This is a genomic window from Halomonas garicola (assembly GCF_031935715.1).
Lineage (GTDB): Bacteria > Pseudomonadota > Gammaproteobacteria > Pseudomonadales > Halomonadaceae > Vreelandella > Vreelandella garicola.
The window spans coordinates 16,922-36,160 of record NZ_JASSZF010000030.1; the positions used below are offsets into that span (position 1 = coordinate 16,922).

Here is a 19,239-nt window from a genome sequence, read left to right on the forward strand (position 1 = left end):
GCCAACCGCCAAAGCCCCCTCAAGGCCCTGCCTTGAGGGGGCTTTTTTACGGCTGCCGACAGCCGGCTCCGGCCCGCCAGGCCGTCACGCCAAGCGTCAGCCACCCGGCAATCAGCGCAAGGCCGCCCAGCGGCGTCACCAGCCCGACGCCAAACCCACCCAGCGCCATGGCGTACAGCGAGCCCGAAAACGCCGCAACGCCCAGGATCCAAAGCGCCATCACCGGGCGCAGGTTAATCGTCGGCTCGAACCGCTGCCAAACCAGCAGCGCCAACAGCGCCAGGGTGTGCCACATCTGGTAGCGCACCGCGGTATTGACCGCGGCCACCGCTGCCTCGTCGGCCCGGGCGGCCATGCCGTGGGCGGCGTAAGCGCCCAGCGCCACCGCCACGGCGCCGGACAGCGCAAGCGCACCCCCGAGCATTCGGTATCTAGGCGCCCGGCCGGGACTCGGATGGAACGGTTCTGCTGCTGTCGACGGCTGTTTCCTCATAACCGAAGGCTCCCTGGCAGGCCGACTGCCCGCGGCGCGTCGGCTGAATAAAAAGGTGGAAAACGCTATAATAGCGCCACGTTAAGGCAGAGCGCGCGGAAATCCATGATTTTCGCGCGCAGCGCTTGCGACATCCACCCAAGCGGTAGGAAAATGACGGATATGACAGAGTATGCCATTCAGCTCAACGGCGAACCCCACTCCCTGGCGCCCCGGACCAGCGCTGCCGATCTGATCGAGCAGCTGGGACTCGGCGGCCGTCGCATTGCCGTTGAAATCAACGAAGAAATCGTCCCCCGCAGCCAGCTGGCCGAGACGCACCTGGCCAACGGCGACAAGGTCGAGATCGTCCATGCGATTGGCGGCGGCTAGGACGCTATCCAAGGAAGCTTATGACATCATTCCACGACGCTCCGCTGACCGTTGCCGGCCGCGAATTCCATTCTCGCCTGCTGATAGGAACGGGCCGCTACAAAGACTACGATGAGGCCCACGCCGCTATTACCCAGAGCGGTACGGAGGTCGTCACCTTTGCCGTGCGCCGCACCAACCTGGGCCAGGATACCAGCGAAACCAGCCTGCTCGACGTCATTCCCCCCGAGCGCTTCACCCTGCTGCCCAATACCGCCGGCTGCTACAACGCCAAGGATGCCGTGCGTACCTGCAGGCTCGCCCGGGAGCTGCTGGACGGCCATAACCTCGTCAAGCTCGAGGTGCTGGGCGACGACGATACGCTCTACCCCAACGTCACCGAAACGCTCAAGGCCGCGCAGACGCTTCTTGACGAAGGCTTCGACGTCATGGTCTACACCAGCGACGACCCCATCGTTGCCCGGGAGCTTGAAGCCATGGGCTGCGCGGCCATCATGCCGCTGGGCTCGCTGATCGGTTCCGGCCACGGCATCCAGAACCCGCACAACCTGCGCCTGATCGTCGAGCGCAGCCGCGTCCCGGTCCTCGTGGACGCCGGCATCGGCACCGCCTCGGACGCCACCATGGCCATGGAGCTTGGCTGCGACGGCGTGCTGCTCAACTCTGCTATTGCCCACGCCAACGACCCCGTGCGCATGGCCCACGCCATGCAGCAGGCCGTGCGGGCCGGCCGCCACGCTTTTCTGGCGGGACGCATGCCCCGCCGCCAAAGCGCCGACCCCTCCACCCCCTTTGCCGGCCGTATCAACGGCTGATGGATAACCGCCGCCCATGACAGACGCATACTCGCCAGATCAGCCGCCCGACCCGCAAAACGCCGAGGCGCCGCTGCACCGCCCCGGGATCAAGAGCTACGTCATCCGCGCCGGGCGGACCACCCAGGCCCAGACCCGGGGGCTCATGGATATCTGGCCGCGGCTGGGGCTCAACGTTGCCGACGGCCGTCAGGATCTTGATGCCCTGTTTGGCCGCCGCGCCCCCCGGGTGGTGGAAATCGGCTTTGGCATGGGCGGCTCGCTGGTCGAACAGGCCGAAAGCCATCCCGACACCGACTTCATCGGCATCGAGGTGCACGCCCCGGGCGTGGGCAAGCTCCTTGACGAAGCCGACAAGCGTGGCCTTACCAACCTGCGGGTGTACCGCGAAGACGCCCTGACCGTGCTTGAGCAGTGCCTGCCTGCCGACAGCATCGACACCCTGCAGCTATTCTTCCCCGACCCCTGGCCGAAGAAGAAGCACCACAAGCGGCGCATTGTGCAGCCGGCGTTTGTCGAGCTGATACGCTCGCGGCTGGCCGTCGGCGGGCACTTCCACCTGGCAACGGACTGGGAGGCCTACGCCGAGTGGATGGCGGATACCCTGGCGGCGGCCCCGGGGTTTGCCAATACCGCCGGCGCGACCACCGCGCCTTACGTGCCGCGCCCGGCTTTCCGCCCGCTGACCAAGTTTGAAGCCCGCGGGGAAAAGCTTGGCCACGGCGTCTGGGACCTGATCTACCGCCGCGCCGATTGACTTTCTGCCAAAAAAAAGCCGCTCCGGGAGGAGCGGCAGCAAGACCGTGACTAGCAATCTTGAATAGCAATCTTGAATAGCAATGAGAGGGAGAACCATGGCAGTTAACTGGCGGTTGCTGCCATGGCTGCGGCGTCTCATCCAACGCCACGCCTTTAATATAATCATTCTCATTTGCCGCGTCAATACAAATGCGAATATTTTTTGTTTGCTGCCTGTCAGGCAACCAGCCGCAGCCATAGCGGCAGGGTCAGCATCGCCAGCAGCGTCTGCCCGGTGATGATAGCCGCCATCAATTCGGCATCGCCGCCCAGCTGGCGCGCCAGAATATACGCCGAGGTGGCAGTCGGCAGCGCGGCAAACAAAAGCGCCACGTCGCGGCTGACGGGGTCCAGCTGCAGCGTCCAGGCAAGCGCCAGCGCGAGCGCCGGCATCAGCACGAGCTTGATAACCAGCGCCGCCAGAACGCCCAGGTTCAGCCGCATCAGCGCCGACAGGCGCAATGCCACCCCCACGGCCAAAAGCCCCAGGGGCAGCGCCGCGCGCCCCGTCAGCGATACCGCCTCTGCGGTCCAGCCGGGCAGCCCCAGGCCGGCAAGGTTCAGTCCCACGCCCAGCAAACAGGCAATAATCAGCGGGTTTTTCAGCAGCGCCAGCGCGCTTTTCCTGACCCCGCCGGGCCCCAGCGTGCCCGCCGCCACAAACCCCGTCACGCAGATCACGTTGACCGTCGGTACCATCAGCGCCAGCGCCACCGCCGCCACCGTCGCCCCCGGGCCTGCGTGCAGCGCCGCCGCGCCGGCTACGCCCACGTAGCTATTGAAGCGCAGCGCGCCCTGAAACACCGAGGTAAACGCCGCTGCGTCAAGCCCCAGCCGGTGGCGCAGATGCCAGAGCCCCCAGGCAAATATTGCCATCGCCCCCAGCAGCACGACGGCCAGGCGGGCAACGGGAACCCGGCTGATCTCGGCCGTGGCAAGCGTCGCCACCAGCATCGCGGGAAACAGGACGAAATACACCAGCCGCTCCAGCTGCGGCCAAAAGCCGGCCGGCAGAAAACGGCTCCTGCCCAGCACCACCCCCAGGCCAATCAGCGCAAACAGCGGCAGCAGCGCCTCCATGATGCTCGTCATGGGCACCTCCCGTTCGCCTTGGCTCGCCTGTCGCCGGCCGGTGCCCTGCGACATCCCAGCACAGGGGAGCCGGCATAATAGCTGCTACTATGTGGCAATTGATGCTGCCTCCCAGGCGCCACTTTACTTTCCGAGATTTGGGTAGCCGCCAATGTTGAATCCGTCATGAGTTCTGTCACCAACCCTGGCACCAATCCCGCCACGAAAAAGACGCCAGGTCCCGCCGGCAGCCCCCCTTTTCCCGTGCTGACGACGCTGATTCTGGTGACCGGTATCGCGCTGGCGGCGTTTGGCTGGTACGCCCTGTCACACTGGATACGCGGGGGCGACGACGTCACCTGGTATCCGCCGGAGCAGGAATGCAACCTGCACCAGGAGAACTGTACCGCCACCCTTGGCGACCGCGGCAACGTCGCGCTCAAGGTCGATACCGACGGGCGCATCGAGGCGCTCGAACCGCTGCCGCTGGAAGTCGCCGTAAAGGGCATCGACGCCCGCAGCGCCACGGTGGATTTTATCGGCCGGGGCATGGACATGGGGCTTAACCGCTTTGCGCTGGAGGCAGACGGCCCCGATCGCTTCAGCGGCCTGGGGCAGCTCGGCGTCTGCACCCAGGACGTCATGCCCTGGCGCGCCCGGATCATTCTGGAAACGCCCAGCGGGCGCATCGGCAGCTGGTTCGACTTTGACGTGGCGCGAAGCTAAGGCGTCAGCGCCGGTCGGCGTCGGGCGCCTTTTGCAGGCGATCGAGCATCTTGAGCAGCGCACCGGCCTGGGTGCCGTCCCGGGTATCGTGGAGCGGGTATAGCTGCCAGGAGCTTTCGGCAAAGCCCCACCAGTCCCAGCAGCCCCGGGGGTTGGCAAGCGTGCTTTCGGCCTGGGGGTAAAGCACCACCTCGTCGTGGGCAGCCGCCCAGGCGTTAAGCCCGCTCTTCCGGGCAAAGGCGTCGTCTAGCACCTCGGCCCCCATGCGGCAGCCGTGCAGGGCAAGCGTTGTCCCGCAGCCGCCGTCGGTGCAGGCGTCGGGGACGTAGACGTAGCCGGTATCGGCCAGACCCCGGGCGTCAAAATCGCTTTGATCAAACTCGCGCAGCTCGCCTGCCGAAGGTTCAGACCGCGACGCCCGCGCCGGGTACAGCCAGTCCATCATGGTCTTGGCCACGTCCTCGCCGCAGGCGAGCAGGCCGGCGTCTCCGCCCTCGTTGGAGCACGAAGCAAGGCGTGACGCTTCATCGGCGCTGCCTGCCGCTACCGGCCAGCCGTGGCCGGCCTCCTCATCGCGCACCGCTCTGAGCGACTCGTCGCCGCCCAGCCAGTCGGCCAGCTGCTCGCCGAGCAAGTCGCCCAGCACCGGGTCGATCACACCATCCTGGCCGCCGTGCCAGACAAAGGCGCGCAGCCGGCCCAGATCGGCATCCTTGCCGACCTGCCCCCGGGACTGATAGTCCGCGCGGCGGGTTTCCAGCGCGGTCAGGGACGGCTCGCCGCGCCGGGTCATCATGCACTGGTTGAGCGCCAGGCTAAGCTTGCCCTGGGCGCAGCCCCAGGGGCCGGCGGCCAGCACGCCCAGGCCGTGAAAGCGCTCGGGCCAGGCCACCGCCAGCTGGGTGGCCATATAGCCGCCGGACGACACGCCCACCACGCTTGCCCGGTCATCCGCCGCGCCCAGCGCCGGCAGCGAATCGGGCGGGGCGACGTCATCCGCCACGCCGGCCAGCGGCACGGCAAGGCCTGCCGCCAGCAGCAGCCGGGCTAGCATGGCTTACTCGACGTCCAGCAGTTCAACGCGGAAGGTAAGCACTTCATTGGGGCCGATGGGGCCCTGGCCGCGCTCGCCGTAGGCCAGATCCGCGGGGATGTAGAGCTTCCACACGTCGCCTTCGCTCATCAGCTCAAGCGCTTCCTGCCAGCCTTCGATCACCTGATTGACCTTGAAGCTGACCGGCTCGCCGCGCTCGATTGAGCTGTCAAAGACGGTGCCGTCGCGCAGCGTGCCTTCGTAGTCCACCTTGACGGTGTCATCGGCTGCCGGCGTTTCGCCGTCGCCGGATTCAAGCTCTTCATACTGCAGGCCGGACTCGGTAACGGTCACTTCATCGCGCTCGGCGTTGTCTGCCAGAAACGTCTCGCCCTGCTCGAGATTTTCCTCAGCAAGCTCGGCGGCCTCCGCTTCGCGCTCTGCCATGGCGTTTTGCTGGAACGCTGCCAGCGCTTCAGCCATTTCCTCCTCGCTCAGAGCCAGCTCGTCTTTCTCGAACACGTCGCGCATGCCCCGGGTAAAGGTATCGATATCCAGCTCTTCGATATCGGCGTGCATGCTTTCGCCAAGGGTAACACCCAGGCTGTACGCCAGGCGCTCGTCTTCGGTTTCCGGCGCGGCAAAGGCCAGCGGTGCAGCCACCAGGGCAGCCAGCGGAACAGCGGTCAGCAGTGTTTTCATCGAAGGTACCTTTTCATCGCAACGTTGTGGTCGACAACACGGAAATACGCGCATCGCGCTACCATAACAGGGCCGGCGTTCAGGCGCACCCAAGTACCCGACTTAACGGCGAAAGCCCAAGGCTTCAACCTTGACATGTCGCAACGAATCCTCTTCTCTAAGGATGACACTACAAAAAGGAGAGCATAATGAAACTGCATAAACTGGTTGTCGGCATTACCGCATGCGGCCTGCTCAGCGCCGCCGCTACGGCGAACGCAGAAACCTGGCGTTTCGGCCTCGAGGAAATCGAAGGCAGCGTGCAGCACGGTTATGCTGAGGAATTCAAGAAGCTCGTCGAAGAAAAGACCGACGGCGACGTCACCGTCGAGCTACTGCCCTACGGCACTTGGGGGTCCACGTACTCCTCTCTTTATGATGCCGTTCAAAGCGGCTCCATTCCGCTGGGCTTTGGCTCCGGCGCCCTGGGCGGCACCGTGCCGGAAAGCCAGCTGCTGAGCCTCAACTTCGTCATGCCGGCGGACCAGATGGAAACGGCGAAGGTGCTCAACTCCGATGAGTTCCTGAAAAGCGACGCCTGGCAGGAGTCCTTCCGCCAGCGCGGGCTGGTACCGATCGCCGAGCTTGCCGAAGGCTATCAGGTATGGACGTCCAGCAAGGCGATCCACGAGCCCAAGGACATGAAAGGCCTGAAAATCCGCGTGATGGACAACAGCCTGCTGCGCGAAGGCTATAAGGCCTACGGCGCCTCCCCCATCTCGATTGCCTACGGCGAGCTTTACAGCGCCCTGCAGCAGGGTCAGGCGGACGCCAACATCCAGCCGGTCTTCGCCCACGAGGAAATGGGCTTCTACGAAGTTCAGGACTACATGATCTTTGCCAAGCAGGCGCAGTTCGTAGCCACGCTCATGGCCAACGAAGACTGGTACGAAGACCTGAGCGACGACCAGCAGAGCATGCTTGACGCCGTGACTGAGGAGCTCGTCGAGAAGGGCTACAGCATCCAGGACGAGTTCAACACCGAGCGCCTGGAAACCATCAAGGAAAAGAGCAACATCGAAATCATCGAGCTTGATGACGAGCAGCGCGACAAGTTCCGCGAGCTGGCCAAGCCGGTACGCGAAAGCTTCGTCGATGACGTAGGCGAGCGCGGCGGCGAAGCGCTGGATATCCTGCTGTCAGCCTTTGATAAGACAGACGGCGACAGCGCCGATGACGCAAGCGCGGACGAAGACGAAGAGAAATAACGCGTCGTCATCAGCCGCAACAGCCTAAAGCAAAGCCGAGTGGTTTTTACCACTCGGCTTTTTTATCGCCGGCTGATGGCTCTCAGGCGGTATCGCCAAGCGAGGGTAGCAGCAGCGAGATCTGCGGGAAGAGGATAAGCAGCACCGTTGCCAGCAGCAGGATGGCGATGAACGGTGGCGTACCGCGTATTACGTCCATGTAGGGCCGGCGGAACACGGCAATGGCGGTAAAGATGTCGCAGCCGAAGGGCGGCGTGGCCGAACCGATGGCCGCCTGCAGCGTGACGATGACGCCGACGTGGACCGGATCAAGACCGGTGGACATGATCAGCGGCTTGAAAATCGGCACCAGGATCAGGATAACCACGATGGGGTCAACAAACATGCAGCCGACAAAGAACGCCGCCGCAATCAGCGCCAGGGCCAGTATCTGGCTGTCGCCAATGCTGTCGATCAGCGGCCCCAGCACCTGCTCGGGCACGCCGGCCGTCCCCAGCGTTTGCGAAAACGCCGCGCCGATGGCTACCAGGATGAATACCACCGCGGTGATCATCCCGGTCGACAGCGCCAACCCACCCAGGTCGCGGATCGAGACCTGGCGGTAGATCACCACTTCCAGAATCAGCGCGTAGGCCACGGCCACCGCCGAGGCTTCTACCGCGCTGAAAAAGCCGCCGTAGATGCCGCCGACCACCAGCACCGGAAAGCCCATCGGCAAAATCACCTTGCGCACGGCCCGGGCACGCTCACCCCAGGTGGAGCGCGGCTCGGGCTCGATGCCCTTGATGCGCGCATCGATATAGCAGTAGATGGCAAACAGCATCAAAATCATCACCCCGGGCAGGACACCCGCGAGGAACAGATCGCCGATGGACTCCTTCATCACCACGCCGTAGATGATGAAGCCGATGCTCGGCGGAATCAGCAGCGCGATATCGCTGGCGTTGATGATCAACGCCAGGGTAAAGCTGTCGGTATAGCCCTTGGCCAGCAGCCGCGGGCGCATGGGGCCGCCCATGGCCACCACCGTCGCCTGGGTAGAGCCCGATACCGCGCCGAACAGCGCACAGGAGGCCGCCGTGGTAATCGGCAGGCCGCCGCGGATATGCCGGGTGAAGGCATCCACCACGTCGAGCAGTCGGTTGGCCGTATGCCCCTTGGTCAGGATATCGGCGGCAAAAATGAACATGGGCACCGCCGCCAGCACCCAGCTGCCGACGCCGTTGATCATCCAGCTTATCGCCTGATCCGGGCCGAAAAAGGTCATGTCGGCGAACATCATGTAGAACGTGCCCACTGCCAGCGGCACCATCATGGGGAACCCCATCAGCAGCAGCACCAGCATTAAAATACCGAGTCCGGCTAGCATGCGCTTATCCTCAGTGTTGTTATTGGGTCAAGTATCCATCGGGGCGTGCGCCGGGGCAGACGCCGCCGGCGCATGACGGCACCGTCATTGTTCGTCGGGCACATCGGAAAACTCTTCTTTCTCCCGGAAGTTGCGATAGAGCTCCTTGCTGATCATGTTGCGCACGGCCGTCAGCACGTACTGCACGCCGGCCAGGGTAAAGCCGACCGGTAGCGACGTGTATACGATCCATAGCGGAATGTGTAGCGACGAGCTGGTGCGCCCCCGGCTATATATCGTATCCACATAGCCCAGGGAGAGATAAGCGAAGTAGAACATCAGCGCCGCGCTGCCCAGGCACAGGAGGATTAACATCCCCTTGCGCAGCCGGCCGCCGACCTGCTCATAAATGGCCGACATGCTGATATGGCGAGCGTGTCGCGCCGCATAGCTTACCCCCACGAAGGTGATCACCACGATCAGCATTTCGGTGACCTCATAGGTGCCGGGGATGCCTCGGTTGAACACCAGGCTGCTGACCACGTGGGCACTCATCAAAAGGGCCATACCCAGAATGCTGACGGTAATAATCCACTTTTCGATAGCGCCCAGGGCCGAGTCAAACGCGCTGAGCGCGCGCAACAGGCCGTTTTTTTGCGGCTGCTTGGTTAAAGGCTTGTCAGTCATAAGAGAGTTACCTTGTGCCGTGCCGCCAAAGCGCGGCGGCGATATCAAGCCGATGCCCGGAATACAGCGGCAACCGGACAACGGAAAGGCGCGCTGCTAGCGCTTGCATTATTGTGGATCCCCGCCGGTCCGCAGCTACCGGGCCTCCAGGCCAGCACTACCGGGCACGCGGCAAACGCAGATAATTCATCATACTGCACTTTTCACGTTAGCGTACTGGGGAAAGCGCTTCAACGCGACCCGGCGGCGCCGGCCGGAAGCTCCGCCCGCAGCGCGGCCAGCGTCGCCGCCTGGTCTGCCGTCGGCCGCAAGGCGGGCTCACCGGCCAAGGTGACCCTGGCGCCGGCAGGCAGCGGCGCCACCCGCCCTGCCCGGCGGGAAAGCGCTTCCAGCTTCGCCAGCGCGGTCTTTTCCGCCAGCAGCTCGGCGTCCTTGAGGGTCTGGCGCAGCCGGGCCAGCTCGGGGTCGCAAGCCGCCGCCGGCTTGAGCCAGCGCCGCCTTTCGCGCAGCGGCCAGGTATAGTCGCGCTGCCAGTCGGCCACCTCGCCAAGGGCCTGCTCGGCGCTCGGCGTCGGCGCCAGGCCAAGATGGCCAAGCCACAGGCGCCACAGCAGCACGCACACGTCCATGCCGGCCTCGTCCTGCAGGAAAAGCAGCCGCCGGGCCACGCCGGGGCGGCCATAAAAATCCAGAGCAAAGTCCCAAAGCGAACCCTGCTGAACGGCGGCCAATGGGGTAGAATCGCGCATCACACTGCCTAACGGTTACGGGAGAACGCATGATCGCACTGCGCGAAGTCGCGCTGCAACGCGGCACGCAAACGCTCTTGCAAAGCGCCGACCTGACCCTGCACGACGGCGTCAAGGCCGGCATCATCGGCGCCAACGGCACGGGTAAAACGAGCCTTTTCAAACTGCTGCTCGGTGAGATCGGCGCCGACGCAGGCAGCGTCGAAATGAGCGGCGGCCAGCGCATCGCCCACATGGATCAGGAAATCCAGGCGCTTAAGTGCTCGATTCTCAACTACGTGCTCGACGGCGACCGCGCCCTGCGCCAGGCCGAGGCCGACCTTGAAGCGGCGCAGCGGGCCGACGACGCCCACCGCGAAGCCGAGCTGCACGGGCTCATCGACACCCTGGACGGCTACACCGCCGAGGCTAGAGCCGCCCAGCTGCTGGTCGGGCTGGGGTTTGTCCAGGCCGATCTGGACCGACCGCTGTCGGATTTTTCCGGCGGCTGGCGGATGCGCGTCAACCTCGCCCGCACGCTGTTCATGCCGTCCGACCTTTTGCTGCTCGACGAGCCCACCAACCACCTGGATCTGGACGCCCTTTTGTGGCTCGAGCAGTGGCTCAAGCGCTACCCCGGTACCCTACTGCTGATTTCCCACGACCGCGACTTTCTCGACGCGGTGTGCGACCACATCGTCCACATGCACCACCAGACCGTGGAGCTTTACCGCGGCAACTACTCGCGCTTTGAGCGTACGCGGGCGGAAAAACTCGCCCTGCAGCAGGCCGAAGCCGCCAAGCAGCAGGCCCGGCGCGAAGAGATCGAGCGCTTCATCACCCGCTTCAAGGCCAAGGCCACCAAGGCCCGCCAGGCCCAGAGCCGGGTGAAGATGCTTGAGCGCATGGAAGAGATCGCCGTGGCCCACGTGGACTCACCCTTCCACTTTTCGCTTCCCGCCGCGGACAAGACCTCGCACCCACTGCTGGTGCTAGACCAGGCCCGGCTTGGCTACGCAGCCGACTCAGGCGAGCGCACCCAGCTCGACCACGTCAACCTGACGCTTCTGCCCGGCAGCCGCATCGGCCTTCTCGGCCCCAACGGCGCGGGCAAATCGACGCTGATCAAGTCGCTCACCGGCGAACTTGACCTGCTCGGCGGCGAGCGCGTACCCGGCGAGCACCTGTCCATCGGCTACTTCGCCCAGCACCAGCTCGAAGGGCTGGATACCAGCGCTACGCCGTTCCTTCACGTGCAGCGGCTGTCGCCCAACGCAAGCGATCAGGCAATCCGCAACTTCATCGGCGGCTTCGGCTTCAAGGGCGACAACGCCTTTGCCACGGTGGCGAACTTTTCCGGCGGCGAAAAGGCCCGGCTGGCGCTTGCGCTGATCGCCTGGCAAAAGCCCAATCTTCTGCTGCTGGACGAGCCCACCAACCACCTGGACCTGGAAATGCGCGAGGCGCTGACCCAGGCCATCGCCGGCTTTGACGGCACCGTGATCATCGTCTCCCACGACCGTCACCTGCTGCGCGCCAGCGTCGATGATTTCTGGGTTGTGGCCGATCAGCGAGTCGAGCCCTTCGACGGCGACCTGGACGACTATCACGCCTGGCTGAAGCAGCGCCTGGACGCCCAGCGCCGGGAGAGCAAGCGCAAAAGCCAGGGCGACAGCGCCCCACAGGACCCGGTAACCGCCCCCCAGGCGCCTTCCGCCGGCAGCAGCAAGGGCCAGGGCGCCACCGCCGACGAGCGCAAGGCCGCGCGCAAGGCCGCCGCCGAGGCGCGCGAAAAACTCCGCCCGCTGAAAAAACAGCGCGACCGAGCGGAAAAGACCATGGAAAAAGAGCAGCAGGCGCTTGAAGCGCTGGAGGCGACGCTTGCCGACCCCGAGCTTTACACCGACGCCGCGCGCAAGGACGAGCTTGACCGCACCCTGGGCCAGCAGGCCGACGCCCAGACCCGGCTGAACGCCGCCGAGCAGGCGTGGCTGGAGGCCGAAGAAGCGCTGGAAGGCAGCGGCGCGTAACGCTCAGCTTTCGAGCAGAAACGTCACCGGCCCGTCGTTGACCAGCGCCACCTGCATGTCGGCGCCGAACTCGCCGGTCGCCACCGGCAGCGGATGGCGGCGCGCCTGCGCCACCAGATAATGGAACAGCCGCTCGCCGTCGGCGGGCGGCGCGGCGCTTGAGAAGCTCGGGCGCAGCCCCTTGCGGGTATCCGCTGCCAGGGTGAACTGCGACACCAGCAAAAGCCCGCCGTCGGCCTGCTGGACGTTTTCGTTCATCTTGCCCTCGGCATCGGCGAACACGCGGTAGTGCAACAGCTTGTGCAGTAACTTATCGGCGCTTTTTTCGTCGTCGCCCTTCTCCACGCCGACCAGCGCCAGCAGGCCTGAATCGATGGCGCCCGCCGTGCGGCGACCGGCCTCATCGTCAACCTCCACGCTTGCCCGGCGCACGCGCTGAATCAGTGCTTTCATGACGTTACCCCTTCGTCGCGATCTACCACCAGGCGTGAAAATGATGCACCGGGCCGCAGCCCTGGCCTACGTCCAGCCGATCGCTTGCCTCAAGCGCCGTGTGCAGCCAGCGCTTGGCCTCGGCGATGGCGCTGACGGCGTCGGCATCAACGCTTGGGTCACCGAGGTGGGCAAGCGTCGCGGCGATGGCCGACGACAGCGAACAGCCGGTGCCGTGGAGGTTGTGCGTGGCAATCCGCGGCGCGGAAATCCACTCGTGGCGCTCGGGGGTCGCCAACAGGTCCGGACACTCAGCCCCATCGAGATGCCCGCCCTTGAGCAGCGCATAGGGCGCCCCCAGCCGCGTGAGCCGGGGCACCAGCGCCTCCATGTCCGCCATAGTGGCAGGCGTTGGCGCGTCCAGCAGCACCGCGGCTTCGGGCAGGTTGGGGGTAATCACGTCGGCCAGCGGCACCAGCACGTCGCGCACCGCGCGGATACCGGCGTCGTCCACCAGCACGTCGCCGCTCTTGGCCACCATCACCGGGTCGAGCACGACCCAGCGCGGCCGCCGCGCGGCGAGCGCTCGGGCAATCACCTCGGCCACCTCGAGGCTTGCCACCATGCCGATCTTCACCGCATCGAGGGGGATGTCGTCGAGCACGGCGTCCAGCTGTTCGGCGATAAAGCCGGCCGACACTGGCTCAACGCCGCGCACGCCCTGGGTATTTTGCGCGGTCAGCGCGGTAATCACGCTGGCCCCGTAGCAGGAAAGCGCCGAAAACGTCTTCAGATCGGCCTGGATGCCGGCACCGCCGGACGGATCGGACCCGGCAATGGTCAGCACGCGGGGGATGGAAGAGGGGCTAGACATGACGCTCCTTGTAGGCAAATGATGAAGGGGCCGGCCCTAGCCGAACTGCGCCGGCAGCCAGGTAGCAAGCGTGGGAAACAGCGCCAGCAGCAAAAGCATGGCCAGCTGGATCAGAATGAACGGCGCCACCCCGCGATAGATCGACGCCGTGGTCACCGAGGCCGGCGCCACCCCGCGCAGATAGAACAGCGCAAAGCCGAACGGCGGGGTGAGAAACGAGGTCTGCAGGTTGATGGCGATCATGATGCCAAGCCAGATCGGGTCAAGCCCCATGGCCAGAAGGATCGGCCCGACAATGGGCACCACCACGAAGGTGATTTCGATAAAGTCGAGAATAAAGCCGAGCAGAAAGATCGTCAGCATCACGATCAGCGTCGCGCCGACCACGCCGCCGGGCATCTGCTCAAATAGCCCGGTGACCATGTCTTCTCCGCCGTAGGCGCGAAACACCAGCGAGAACAACGCCGCGCCGATCAGGATCAAAAACACCATGCTGGTCACCCGGGTGGTCGAGCGCAGCACTTCCCTCAGCGTTGCCAGGCTCAGCCGGCGGTAGACCAGCGCCAGCACCAGCGCGCCAAACGCGCCCACGGCGGAGGCCTCGGTGGGCGTGGCGATGCCGGAAAGAATCGAGCCCAGCACCATGACGATCAGCGCCACCGGCGGCACCAGGCCCTTGAGCAGCAGCGTGGCAAGCCCGCCGCGGTGGCCAAGCTCCTCGGTCAGCACCTCCCGGGGCACCGGCGGCGCGGCGTCCGGCCGGCGCCAGGCGGTAAACGCCACGTAGAGCATATAAAGCCCCACCAGCATCAGCCCCGGCACCAGCGCGCCCATGAACAGATCTCCCACCGAGACCGTCTTGGGACTGAATATCCCCATGGACAGCTGCGCCTGCTGGTAGGCCGACGACAGCACGTCGCCCAGCAGCACCAGCGCGATGGACGGCGGAATAATCTGGCCCAGGGTGCCGGTGGCGCAGATGGTGCCGGTGGCCAAAGACGGCGAATAGCCGCGTTTGAGCATGGTCGGCAGCGACATCAGCCCCATGGTCACCACCGTGGCGCCGACGATACCGGTGGACGCCGCCATCAGCATCCCCACCAGCGTCACCGCAATGCCCAGCCCGCCGCTGCGGGTACCGAATACCAGCGCCATGGCGTCGAGCAGGGTTTCCGCCACCCGGGATTTTTCCAGCAGCACGCCCATGAGCACAAACAGCGGCACCGCGAGCAGGGTGGTGTTGGTCATGATGCCGTAAAGGCGGTTGGGATAGGCGGAGAGATAGCCGGCGTTGAAGTTGGCATCGATGCCCAGCGACTCAAGCCCCAGGCCCAGCCCGGCAAAGGCCAGCGCAGTGCCGGCAAGCGACAGCGCCACGGGGAACCCCAGCATCAGCACCGCGCACACGGCCACAAACAGCACCAGCGGCATGAACTCAAGCATCGGGCGGCTCCCGGCGGGTGTTATCCGGCATGGCTGCGCCAATGGGCCCGGCCACGATGTAGGCGTTGCGCGCAAACTCGACGGCGCCCTGCAAGAGCATCAGCCCGGCAAACACCGGGATCAGCGTCTTCAGCACGAACACCCCGGGGATGCCGCCGTAGTTGGACGAGCCTTCAAAAATCTTCCACGACGACGCCACGTAGCCCGCGCTGGCGGCGATGATGAAGAGCATCACCGGGGCCAGCAGAAAGACGACGCCCAGCATGTTGATCAGCGCCTGGCGCCGAGGCGACAGCCGGCGGTAGACGATGTCCACCCGCACGTGGCCGTTCTCGCGCAGGGTGTAGCCGGCGGCGAGCATAAACAGGGTGGCGTGCATGTACATCACCATTTCCTGCATGAAGGTGCTGTTGATGCCCGCCGCGTAGCGCAGTACTACCACCGCGAATTCGATCAGCAGCATGGCAAGCATCAGCCAGGAAAGTGCGTGGCCCAGGCGCTGCGAGGCGCGGTCCAGGGTGCCAAGCCAGCGGGGCAGGGTCGGTGTCGACATGGTGGCGTCTCGTTGCGTCGTCGTTGGGCTAGCCCTGGGCGTTGCGTATCGTGTCCAGGCACTCAAGCGGCAGCGGCAGGTCCACGGCAATGGGCAAATGGTCGGAAAACAGGTGATCCAGCACCTGCACCTCGGCCGCCGCCATGCTCCGGGACACCAGAATATGGTCCAGCGCCCGGCGCGGCTGCCAGGCCGGGTAGCTCAGCAGTGGCCTGACCGGCTGCAGGTCAAGGGAAGTGCGAAAGCGCTCGTGGGCGTGGATCTGCTCGGGGGTGGTGTTCAGATCCCCCATTACCACCACGTGGCGCAGCGGCTTGATGATCTCGCTCAGGTAGTCGAACTGGCGGCTGCGCCCGCGCTGGCTGAGCGCCAGGTGGGCGACAAAGATATGCAGCGCCTCTGGCCCTGAGCCAAAGCGCGCGTGTATCGCCCCGCGCCCGGGCAGCATGCCCGGCAGGCGGTACTGCTCCACGGCGTCCGGCGCCAGCCGCGAGAGCAGCCCGTTGCTGTGCTGGGCCACGCGCCCCAGGTTGCGGTTGAGCTGCTGGTAATGGTGGGGAAACCCCGCCTGGGCGGCGAGGTATTCCACCTGGTTGACGCTATTGGAGCGAAAGCTGCCGCCGTCGGCCTCCTGAAGCCCCACCACGTCGTAGCGGCTCAGCACCCGGCTCATCAGCGCCAGCCGGCGGATGCGGTGCGGATGCGGCAGCAGATGCTGCCAGCCGCGCGTAAAGTAGTGATGATACGCCGAGGTCTGGATACCCACCTGGAGATTGAACGTCAGGATACGCAGGTGGCCGCTGCTCAAAAGCGACGATGAGGGATCTGCCAAACTCATGAACCCGTCTCCCTGCCAGGAGCGCTGAACGAGCCCTGTCGGCGGCCGGCGCTGTGCCACATGTGCCGTTTACTCCGTCTGCTCGTCGCGCACGCGCTCGACCAGGGTCGCGGCGATCTTGGGCATGTTGTCCAGGCTGCCCGCGCTTTGCGGGGTTATCAGGTAGCGGCCGTCGACCATCAGCGCCGGCACACCCTTCAGGCGCATGTTGCGAAGCCGCGCGTGGGCCTTGTTGACCTGGGACTTCACGCCGAAGGAGCCCAGCGCCTCGCGGGCCTCGTCTTCGCTGACGCCGTAGTCGGCGAAAAACGCCGCCAGCTCGTCGGTGTCGGTAAGCTCGCGACCGTCCTTGTGGATGGCGTCGAAGAAGTCCTCGTGTAGATCCTCTTCAATGCCCAGCTCCCGGGCGGCGTAAAAGGCCGCCGCGTGGACGTTCCACGCGCCGCCCATGGTGGCCGGCTGGTGCACCACGCTTACGTCTTCGGGCAGGGTGTCATACCACTCGGTGACGGCGGGCTGCAGGCGGTAGCAGTGCGGGCAGCCAAACCAGAACACCTCGGTTACCTCGATCTGGCCGTCGTCCACCCGGGTATCCACCGGCGTTTCCAGCTGTTCGTAGTCTTCCCCTTCGGTCAGGGTCTGGGCGCTGACCGCTGCCGACAGGCCAAGCCCGGCAAGGGCTACGATAACGGATTTAAACATGGGCCGTTGCTCCATCAATAAGCGTTCAAGGCCCGCCCGGCGCCCCTTCCTGGCAGAGCACGCCCGGGCAAGCCCGAATAGTCCTCGGGAAGCCGCCTGGCCACCGGCGGTTTAGTGCAGCCCCAGTATATAGTTGGCCACGGCTTCCATGTCGCTGTCGCGCATCTTGTCAGCGATATCGCGCATCACCGCACCGGGGTCGTTGGAGCGTTCACCGGCGGCAAAGTCGCCAAGGGTCGAGACCACGTACTCCGGGTGCTGGCCGGAAAGGGCCGGGTACTCGGCGCTGCCGATGCCCTCGCCGGTAGGCGTGTGGCAGGCGGCGCAGGCCGGAATGCCCTGGGTCAGGTCGCCGGCGCGATAAAGGGCTTCACCGCGCTCCAGCGCTTCGACGTCTTCATCGTCAGCCTGGCCCTTGTTGGCCTCAAGCTCAGCATAGTAGGCGGCAACGTCCCAGGCATCCTGGTCGGAAAAATCGTCGACCTGACCGGCCATCTGCGGCACCGGGCGGGTTCCGTCGCGGATCTCCATGATCTGCTTGGCCGTGTATGACGCCTGCTGGCCGGCGAGGTTGGGGAAGGTGCCCATCTGGCTGACGCCGTCATCCCCGTGGCAGGCCGCGCACGCCTGCGCCATTTCCTCGCCCGCCGCGGCGTCGGCATTGGCGGAAAGCTCTGCCGACTGTGCGTGTGCGGTGCCTGCAGCACCCATGATAATTGCCAGGCTTGCCAGTAACTTTCTCATTGCAGTTCCATTATCCCGTTGTGTAATCCCGTTGATCGGTGGCGGCTATGCCCCCCTGGGCGCTTTGGGGTCAGCGGGCTTCAAGGCTGTCGCCGATGGTCAACGCACAATGCTAGACTAGCGCCCCGGGTCGCCGGTATAAACCCGACCGAGTATAACGAATCCCCCAGGCTGCGGGAATGCGCGTTCACGCTGCCTTGGCGGCTATTTCCCCGGAACTTGCCGGAAGTCATGTTCTCTCCGGCAGGCTTACGGCCAGCAGCCCGCCCTTCGTCCCAACCGCTGGCAGGCACCCGCCTGCCAGGCACCGTTTCCAGGACCATGCCATGCCCGCATTCCCCCAGGCGCTGAATTACGCCACCGCACGCTTTATGAAAAGCGCCCCGACCCTGGCCCAGTGCCCGCCGGACAGCGGCGCCGAGGTCGCCTTTGCCGGGCGCTCCAACGCCGGAAAGTCCAGCGCCATCAACGCTCTGACCCGGCAAAAAGCGCTGGCGCGCACCTCGCGCACGCCGGGGCGCACCCAGCTGATCAACAGCTTCAGCCTCATGGGCAACGAGGCCCTGCGGCTAATTGACCTGCCCGGCTACGGCTATGCCAAGGTGCCCGACGCGGTCAAGCGCGAATGGCAGGCGCACCTGTCCGACTATCTCTACCAGCGCCAGAGCCTTCGCGGGCTGGTACTGATGATGGACGTGCGCCACCCGCTTACCGAATTTGACCAGCTGCTGCTGGGCTTTGCCGACGAGCGCGACCTGCCGGTGCACATTCTTCTGACCAAGGCCGACAAGCTGAAAAAAGGCCCCGCCAACGCCTCGCTGCAGAAAGTCCGCCATCAGCTGGTCGAATGGGAAGACCTGGTCACGGTGCAGCTGTTCTCGGCGCTGAAAAAGGACGGCCTAAGTACGCTCTCCGACCGGCTGGACGGCTGGCTGGCGTAGAACCCCTCTTCGACCTGTCTCCGGCTCCTCTGGACATATCCAGCCGCGATCGTCCTGGTTACCCCTTCCGCTATATTGACGAACCTGGGCCCCTGTCCGACTCTGACAGGCTAAGCGAACCTCGGGCGATAACGCCCGTTATCACCGGGCGAGCCTCGCCGACCTATCCTCCCCAGCGAGGCCAAGGAGCACCGTATGACACCCCAACAAGAAAACGCGGTACGCAAACCCCATATCCTCGAAGTGGGCGTGCTGCTCGTCTGCTTTCTGGCCATTGCCTTTTCCTTTACCGGCATTTTCGACCTGAGCATTCAGCTGGCGCTTTTCATTGCCCTGTTCATGGCGATTCTGCTGGGCTTAAGGCTCGGTTACACCTACGACAGCCTTCAGGAAGCGCTGAAGGAAGGCATCTATAACGGCCTCGAGGCGGTCCTCATCCTGATTTCCGTGGGCGCGCTGATCGGTACCTGGATCGCCGGCGGCGTGGTGCCCAGCATTATCTATTACGGCCTCGAATTTATTCATCCCAGCATATTTTTGCTAGGGGGCGTTAACAATTAGGCCAGCCATATGGCGGCTGACACGAGGCAGAGGAGTGACTGGTAGTTTCTTGCCAGTCGCTCATAGCGTGTAGATAACCGCCGGAACTTCTTGATTTTCTG

General features: G+C 64.9%; 22 protein-coding genes. 8 read left to right on the plus strand and 14 right to left on the minus strand.

What is annotated here, in order from left to right; all coding sequences use genetic code 11:
* Window positions 1-46 precede the first annotated feature (46 nt).
* The gene (locus tag RS027_RS10840) at window positions 47-424 is read right to left on the minus strand and encodes a DUF423 domain-containing protein (RefSeq protein ID WP_311956763.1); all 378 of its coding nucleotides are present in this window, start codon (window positions 422-424) and stop codon (window positions 47-49) included.
* A gap of 231 nt (window positions 425-655) precedes the next feature.
* On the opposite strand from RS027_RS10840, the gene thiS reads away from it, so the two are divergent.
* The 3 genes from thiS to trmB are packed head-to-tail and all read left to right on the plus strand — an operon-like array spanning window position 656 to window position 2,437.
* Window positions 656-865, plus strand: coding sequence for a sulfur carrier protein ThiS (thiS, locus tag RS027_RS10845; protein WP_311956765.1), 210 nt, complete (start codon window positions 656-658; stop codon window positions 863-865).
* Window positions 866-885: 20 nt separating this feature from the next.
* Window positions 886-1,680 carry a thiazole synthase gene (locus RS027_RS10850; protein WP_311956769.1) on the plus strand — a complete coding sequence of 265 codons (795 nt, stop codon included), beginning with the start codon at window positions 886-888 and terminating at the stop codon, window positions 1,678-1,680.
* A gap of 16 nt (window positions 1,681-1,696) precedes the next feature.
* Window positions 1,697-2,437: a tRNA (guanosine(46)-N7)-methyltransferase TrmB gene (gene trmB / locus RS027_RS10855; RefSeq protein ID WP_311956776.1), complete on the plus strand. Its 741-nt coding sequence runs from the start codon at window positions 1,697-1,699 to the stop codon at window positions 2,435-2,437.
* A 218-nt stretch (window positions 2,438-2,655) separates the two neighbouring features.
* Here the strand turns inward: trmB and RS027_RS10860 are convergent, their stop codons facing one another.
* The gene (locus RS027_RS10860) at window positions 2,656-3,570 is read right to left on the minus strand and encodes an AEC family transporter (protein ID WP_311956779.1); all 915 of its coding nucleotides are present in this window, start codon (window positions 3,568-3,570) and stop codon (window positions 2,656-2,658) included.
* Window positions 3,571-3,735: 165 nt separating this feature from the next.
* On the opposite strand from RS027_RS10860, the gene RS027_RS10865 reads away from it, so the two are divergent.
* Window positions 3,736-4,275: a hypothetical protein gene (locus tag RS027_RS10865; RefSeq protein ID WP_311956782.1), complete on the plus strand. Its 540-nt coding sequence runs from the start codon at window positions 3,736-3,738 to the stop codon at window positions 4,273-4,275.
* A 4-nt stretch (window positions 4,276-4,279) separates the two neighbouring features.
* On the opposite strand, the gene RS027_RS10870 is transcribed toward RS027_RS10865, so the two are convergent.
* Together RS027_RS10870 and bamJ are read right to left on the minus strand one after the other, a co-directional pair.
* On the minus strand, window positions 4,280-5,329 hold the full coding sequence (locus RS027_RS10870; protein WP_311956785.1) for a poly(3-hydroxybutyrate) depolymerase: 1,050 nt from the start codon (window positions 5,327-5,329) through the stop codon (window positions 4,280-4,282).
* Window positions 5,330-5,332: 3 nt separating this feature from the next.
* Window positions 5,333-6,010 (minus strand): BamJ family beta-barrel-assembly machinery protein, encoded by a 678-nt coding sequence (gene bamJ / locus RS027_RS10875; protein WP_311956788.1) that lies wholly within the window; start codon window positions 6,008-6,010, stop codon window positions 5,333-5,335.
* Window positions 6,011-6,198: 188 nt separating this feature from the next.
* Here bamJ and dctP point away from each other — a divergent pair, with 188 nt between their 5' ends.
* Window positions 6,199-7,257: a TRAP transporter substrate-binding protein DctP gene (dctP, locus tag RS027_RS10880; protein ID WP_311956791.1), complete on the plus strand. Its 1,059-nt coding sequence runs from the start codon at window positions 6,199-6,201 to the stop codon at window positions 7,255-7,257.
* Window positions 7,258-7,339: 82 nt separating this feature from the next.
* On the opposite strand, the gene RS027_RS10885 is transcribed toward dctP, so the two are convergent.
* The 3 genes from RS027_RS10885 to RS027_RS10895 form a co-directional block, all read right to left on the minus strand.
* A complete protein-coding gene (locus RS027_RS10885; protein ID WP_311956793.1) occupies window positions 7,340-8,626 on the minus strand; it encodes a TRAP transporter large permease in 1,287 nt (428 codons plus the stop codon).
* Window positions 8,627-8,710: 84 nt separating this feature from the next.
* The gene (locus tag RS027_RS10890) at window positions 8,711-9,292 is read right to left on the minus strand and encodes a TRAP transporter small permease (RefSeq protein WP_311956794.1); all 582 of its coding nucleotides are present in this window, start codon (window positions 9,290-9,292) and stop codon (window positions 8,711-8,713) included.
* A gap of 230 nt (window positions 9,293-9,522) precedes the next feature.
* Window positions 9,523-10,041 carry a TIGR02444 family protein gene (locus tag RS027_RS10895; RefSeq protein ID WP_311956796.1) on the minus strand — a complete coding sequence of 173 codons (519 nt, stop codon included), beginning with the start codon at window positions 10,039-10,041 and terminating at the stop codon, window positions 9,523-9,525.
* A gap of 29 nt (window positions 10,042-10,070) precedes the next feature.
* Here RS027_RS10895 and RS027_RS10900 point away from each other — a divergent pair, with 29 nt between their 5' ends.
* The gene (locus tag RS027_RS10900; protein WP_311956798.1) at window positions 10,071-12,050 is read left to right on the plus strand and encodes an ATP-binding cassette domain-containing protein; all 1,980 of its coding nucleotides are present in this window, start codon (window positions 10,071-10,073) and stop codon (window positions 12,048-12,050) included.
* A 3-nt stretch (window positions 12,051-12,053) separates the two neighbouring features.
* On the opposite strand, the gene dtd is transcribed toward RS027_RS10900, so the two are convergent.
* From dtd to RS027_RS10935, 7 genes are all read right to left on the minus strand, one after another.
* Window positions 12,054-12,503, minus strand: a complete 450-nt coding sequence (dtd, locus tag RS027_RS10905; protein ID WP_311956799.1) for a D-aminoacyl-tRNA deacylase — start codon at window positions 12,501-12,503, stop codon at window positions 12,054-12,056.
* A 22-nt stretch (window positions 12,504-12,525) separates the two neighbouring features.
* Window positions 12,526-13,356 carry a bifunctional hydroxymethylpyrimidine kinase/phosphomethylpyrimidine kinase gene (gene thiD / locus RS027_RS10910; RefSeq protein WP_311956801.1) on the minus strand — a complete coding sequence of 277 codons (831 nt, stop codon included), beginning with the start codon at window positions 13,354-13,356 and terminating at the stop codon, window positions 12,526-12,528.
* A gap of 36 nt (window positions 13,357-13,392) precedes the next feature.
* Window positions 13,393-14,799, minus strand: a complete 1,407-nt coding sequence (locus tag RS027_RS10915) for a TRAP transporter large permease (RefSeq protein WP_311956802.1) — start codon at window positions 14,797-14,799, stop codon at window positions 13,393-13,395.
* The gene (locus tag RS027_RS10920) at window positions 14,792-15,352 is read right to left on the minus strand and encodes a TRAP transporter small permease subunit (RefSeq protein WP_311956803.1); all 561 of its coding nucleotides are present in this window, start codon (window positions 15,350-15,352) and stop codon (window positions 14,792-14,794) included. Before RS027_RS10920 ends, RS027_RS10915 begins: the two co-directional genes overlap by 8 nt.
* Before the next feature lie 28 nt (window positions 15,353-15,380).
* Window positions 15,381-16,190, minus strand: coding sequence for an endonuclease/exonuclease/phosphatase family protein (locus RS027_RS10925; RefSeq protein ID WP_311956805.1), 810 nt, complete (start codon window positions 16,188-16,190; stop codon window positions 15,381-15,383).
* Window positions 16,191-16,259: 69 nt separating this feature from the next.
* Window positions 16,260-16,892 (minus strand): thiol:disulfide interchange protein DsbA/DsbL, encoded by a 633-nt coding sequence (locus RS027_RS10930; RefSeq protein ID WP_311956807.1) that lies wholly within the window; start codon window positions 16,890-16,892, stop codon window positions 16,260-16,262.
* Window positions 16,893-17,003: 111 nt separating this feature from the next.
* A complete protein-coding gene (locus tag RS027_RS10935) occupies window positions 17,004-17,636 on the minus strand; it encodes a c-type cytochrome (protein WP_311956809.1) in 633 nt (210 codons plus the stop codon).
* Between the two features lie 326 nt (window positions 17,637-17,962).
* Here RS027_RS10935 and yihA point away from each other — a divergent pair, with 326 nt between their 5' ends.
* A complete protein-coding gene (gene yihA / locus RS027_RS10940; RefSeq protein ID WP_311956811.1) occupies window positions 17,963-18,577 on the plus strand; it encodes a ribosome biogenesis GTP-binding protein YihA/YsxC in 615 nt (204 codons plus the stop codon).
* A 195-nt stretch (window positions 18,578-18,772) separates the two neighbouring features.
* Window positions 18,773-19,138, plus strand: coding sequence for a Na+/H+ antiporter NhaC family protein (locus tag RS027_RS10945; RefSeq protein WP_311956812.1), 366 nt, complete (start codon window positions 18,773-18,775; stop codon window positions 19,136-19,138).
* Window positions 19,139-19,239 lie beyond the last annotated feature (101 nt).

What these genes read in the sequence shown, in the direction of transcription:
- RS027_RS10840 (WP_311956763.1), bottom strand. Translation starts at nt 424, where the DNA reads ATGCTCGGGGGTGCGCTTGCGCTGTCCGGCGCCGTGGCGGTGGCGCTG.
- thiS (WP_311956765.1), top strand. Translation starts at nt 656, where the DNA reads ATGACAGAGTATGCCATTCAGCTCAACGGCGAACCCCACTCCCTGGCG.
- RS027_RS10850 (WP_311956769.1), top strand. Translation starts at nt 886, where the DNA reads ATGACATCATTCCACGACGCTCCGCTGACCGTTGCCGGCCGCGAATTC.
- trmB (WP_311956776.1), top strand. Translation starts at nt 1,697, where the DNA reads ATGACAGACGCATACTCGCCAGATCAGCCGCCCGACCCGCAAAACGCC.
- RS027_RS10860 (WP_311956779.1), bottom strand. Translation starts at nt 3,570, where the DNA reads ATGACGAGCATCATGGAGGCGCTGCTGCCGCTGTTTGCGCTGATTGGC.
- RS027_RS10865 (WP_311956782.1), top strand. Translation starts at nt 3,736, where the DNA reads ATGAGTTCTGTCACCAACCCTGGCACCAATCCCGCCACGAAAAAGACG.
- RS027_RS10870 (WP_311956785.1), bottom strand. Translation starts at nt 5,329, where the DNA reads ATGCTAGCCCGGCTGCTGCTGGCGGCAGGCCTTGCCGTGCCGCTGGCC.
- bamJ (WP_311956788.1), bottom strand. Translation starts at nt 6,010, where the DNA reads ATGAAAACACTGCTGACCGCTGTTCCGCTGGCTGCCCTGGTGGCTGCA.
- dctP (WP_311956791.1), top strand. Translation starts at nt 6,199, where the DNA reads ATGAAACTGCATAAACTGGTTGTCGGCATTACCGCATGCGGCCTGCTC.
- RS027_RS10885 (WP_311956793.1), bottom strand. Translation starts at nt 8,626, where the DNA reads ATGCTAGCCGGACTCGGTATTTTAATGCTGGTGCTGCTGCTGATGGGG.
- RS027_RS10890 (WP_311956794.1), bottom strand. Translation starts at nt 9,292, where the DNA reads ATGACTGACAAGCCTTTAACCAAGCAGCCGCAAAAAAACGGCCTGTTG.
- RS027_RS10895 (WP_311956796.1), bottom strand. Translation starts at nt 10,041, where the DNA reads ATGCGCGATTCTACCCCATTGGCCGCCGTTCAGCAGGGTTCGCTTTGG.
- RS027_RS10900 (WP_311956798.1), top strand. Translation starts at nt 10,071, where the DNA reads ATGATCGCACTGCGCGAAGTCGCGCTGCAACGCGGCACGCAAACGCTC.
- dtd (WP_311956799.1), bottom strand. Translation starts at nt 12,503, where the DNA reads ATGAAAGCACTGATTCAGCGCGTGCGCCGGGCAAGCGTGGAGGTTGAC.
- thiD (WP_311956801.1), bottom strand. Translation starts at nt 13,356, where the DNA reads ATGTCTAGCCCCTCTTCCATCCCCCGCGTGCTGACCATTGCCGGGTCC.
- RS027_RS10915 (WP_311956802.1), bottom strand. Translation starts at nt 14,799, where the DNA reads ATGCTTGAGTTCATGCCGCTGGTGCTGTTTGTGGCCGTGTGCGCGGTG.
- RS027_RS10920 (WP_311956803.1), bottom strand. Translation starts at nt 15,352, where the DNA reads ATGTCGACACCGACCCTGCCCCGCTGGCTTGGCACCCTGGACCGCGCC.
- RS027_RS10925 (WP_311956805.1), bottom strand. Translation starts at nt 16,190, where the DNA reads ATGAGTTTGGCAGATCCCTCATCGTCGCTTTTGAGCAGCGGCCACCTG.
- RS027_RS10930 (WP_311956807.1), bottom strand. Translation starts at nt 16,892, where the DNA reads ATGTTTAAATCCGTTATCGTAGCCCTTGCCGGGCTTGGCCTGTCGGCA.
- RS027_RS10935 (WP_311956809.1), bottom strand. Translation starts at nt 17,636, where the DNA reads ATGAGAAAGTTACTGGCAAGCCTGGCAATTATCATGGGTGCTGCAGGC.
- yihA (WP_311956811.1), top strand. Translation starts at nt 17,963, where the DNA reads ATGCCCGCATTCCCCCAGGCGCTGAATTACGCCACCGCACGCTTTATG.
- RS027_RS10945 (WP_311956812.1), top strand. Translation starts at nt 18,773, where the DNA reads ATGACACCCCAACAAGAAAACGCGGTACGCAAACCCCATATCCTCGAA.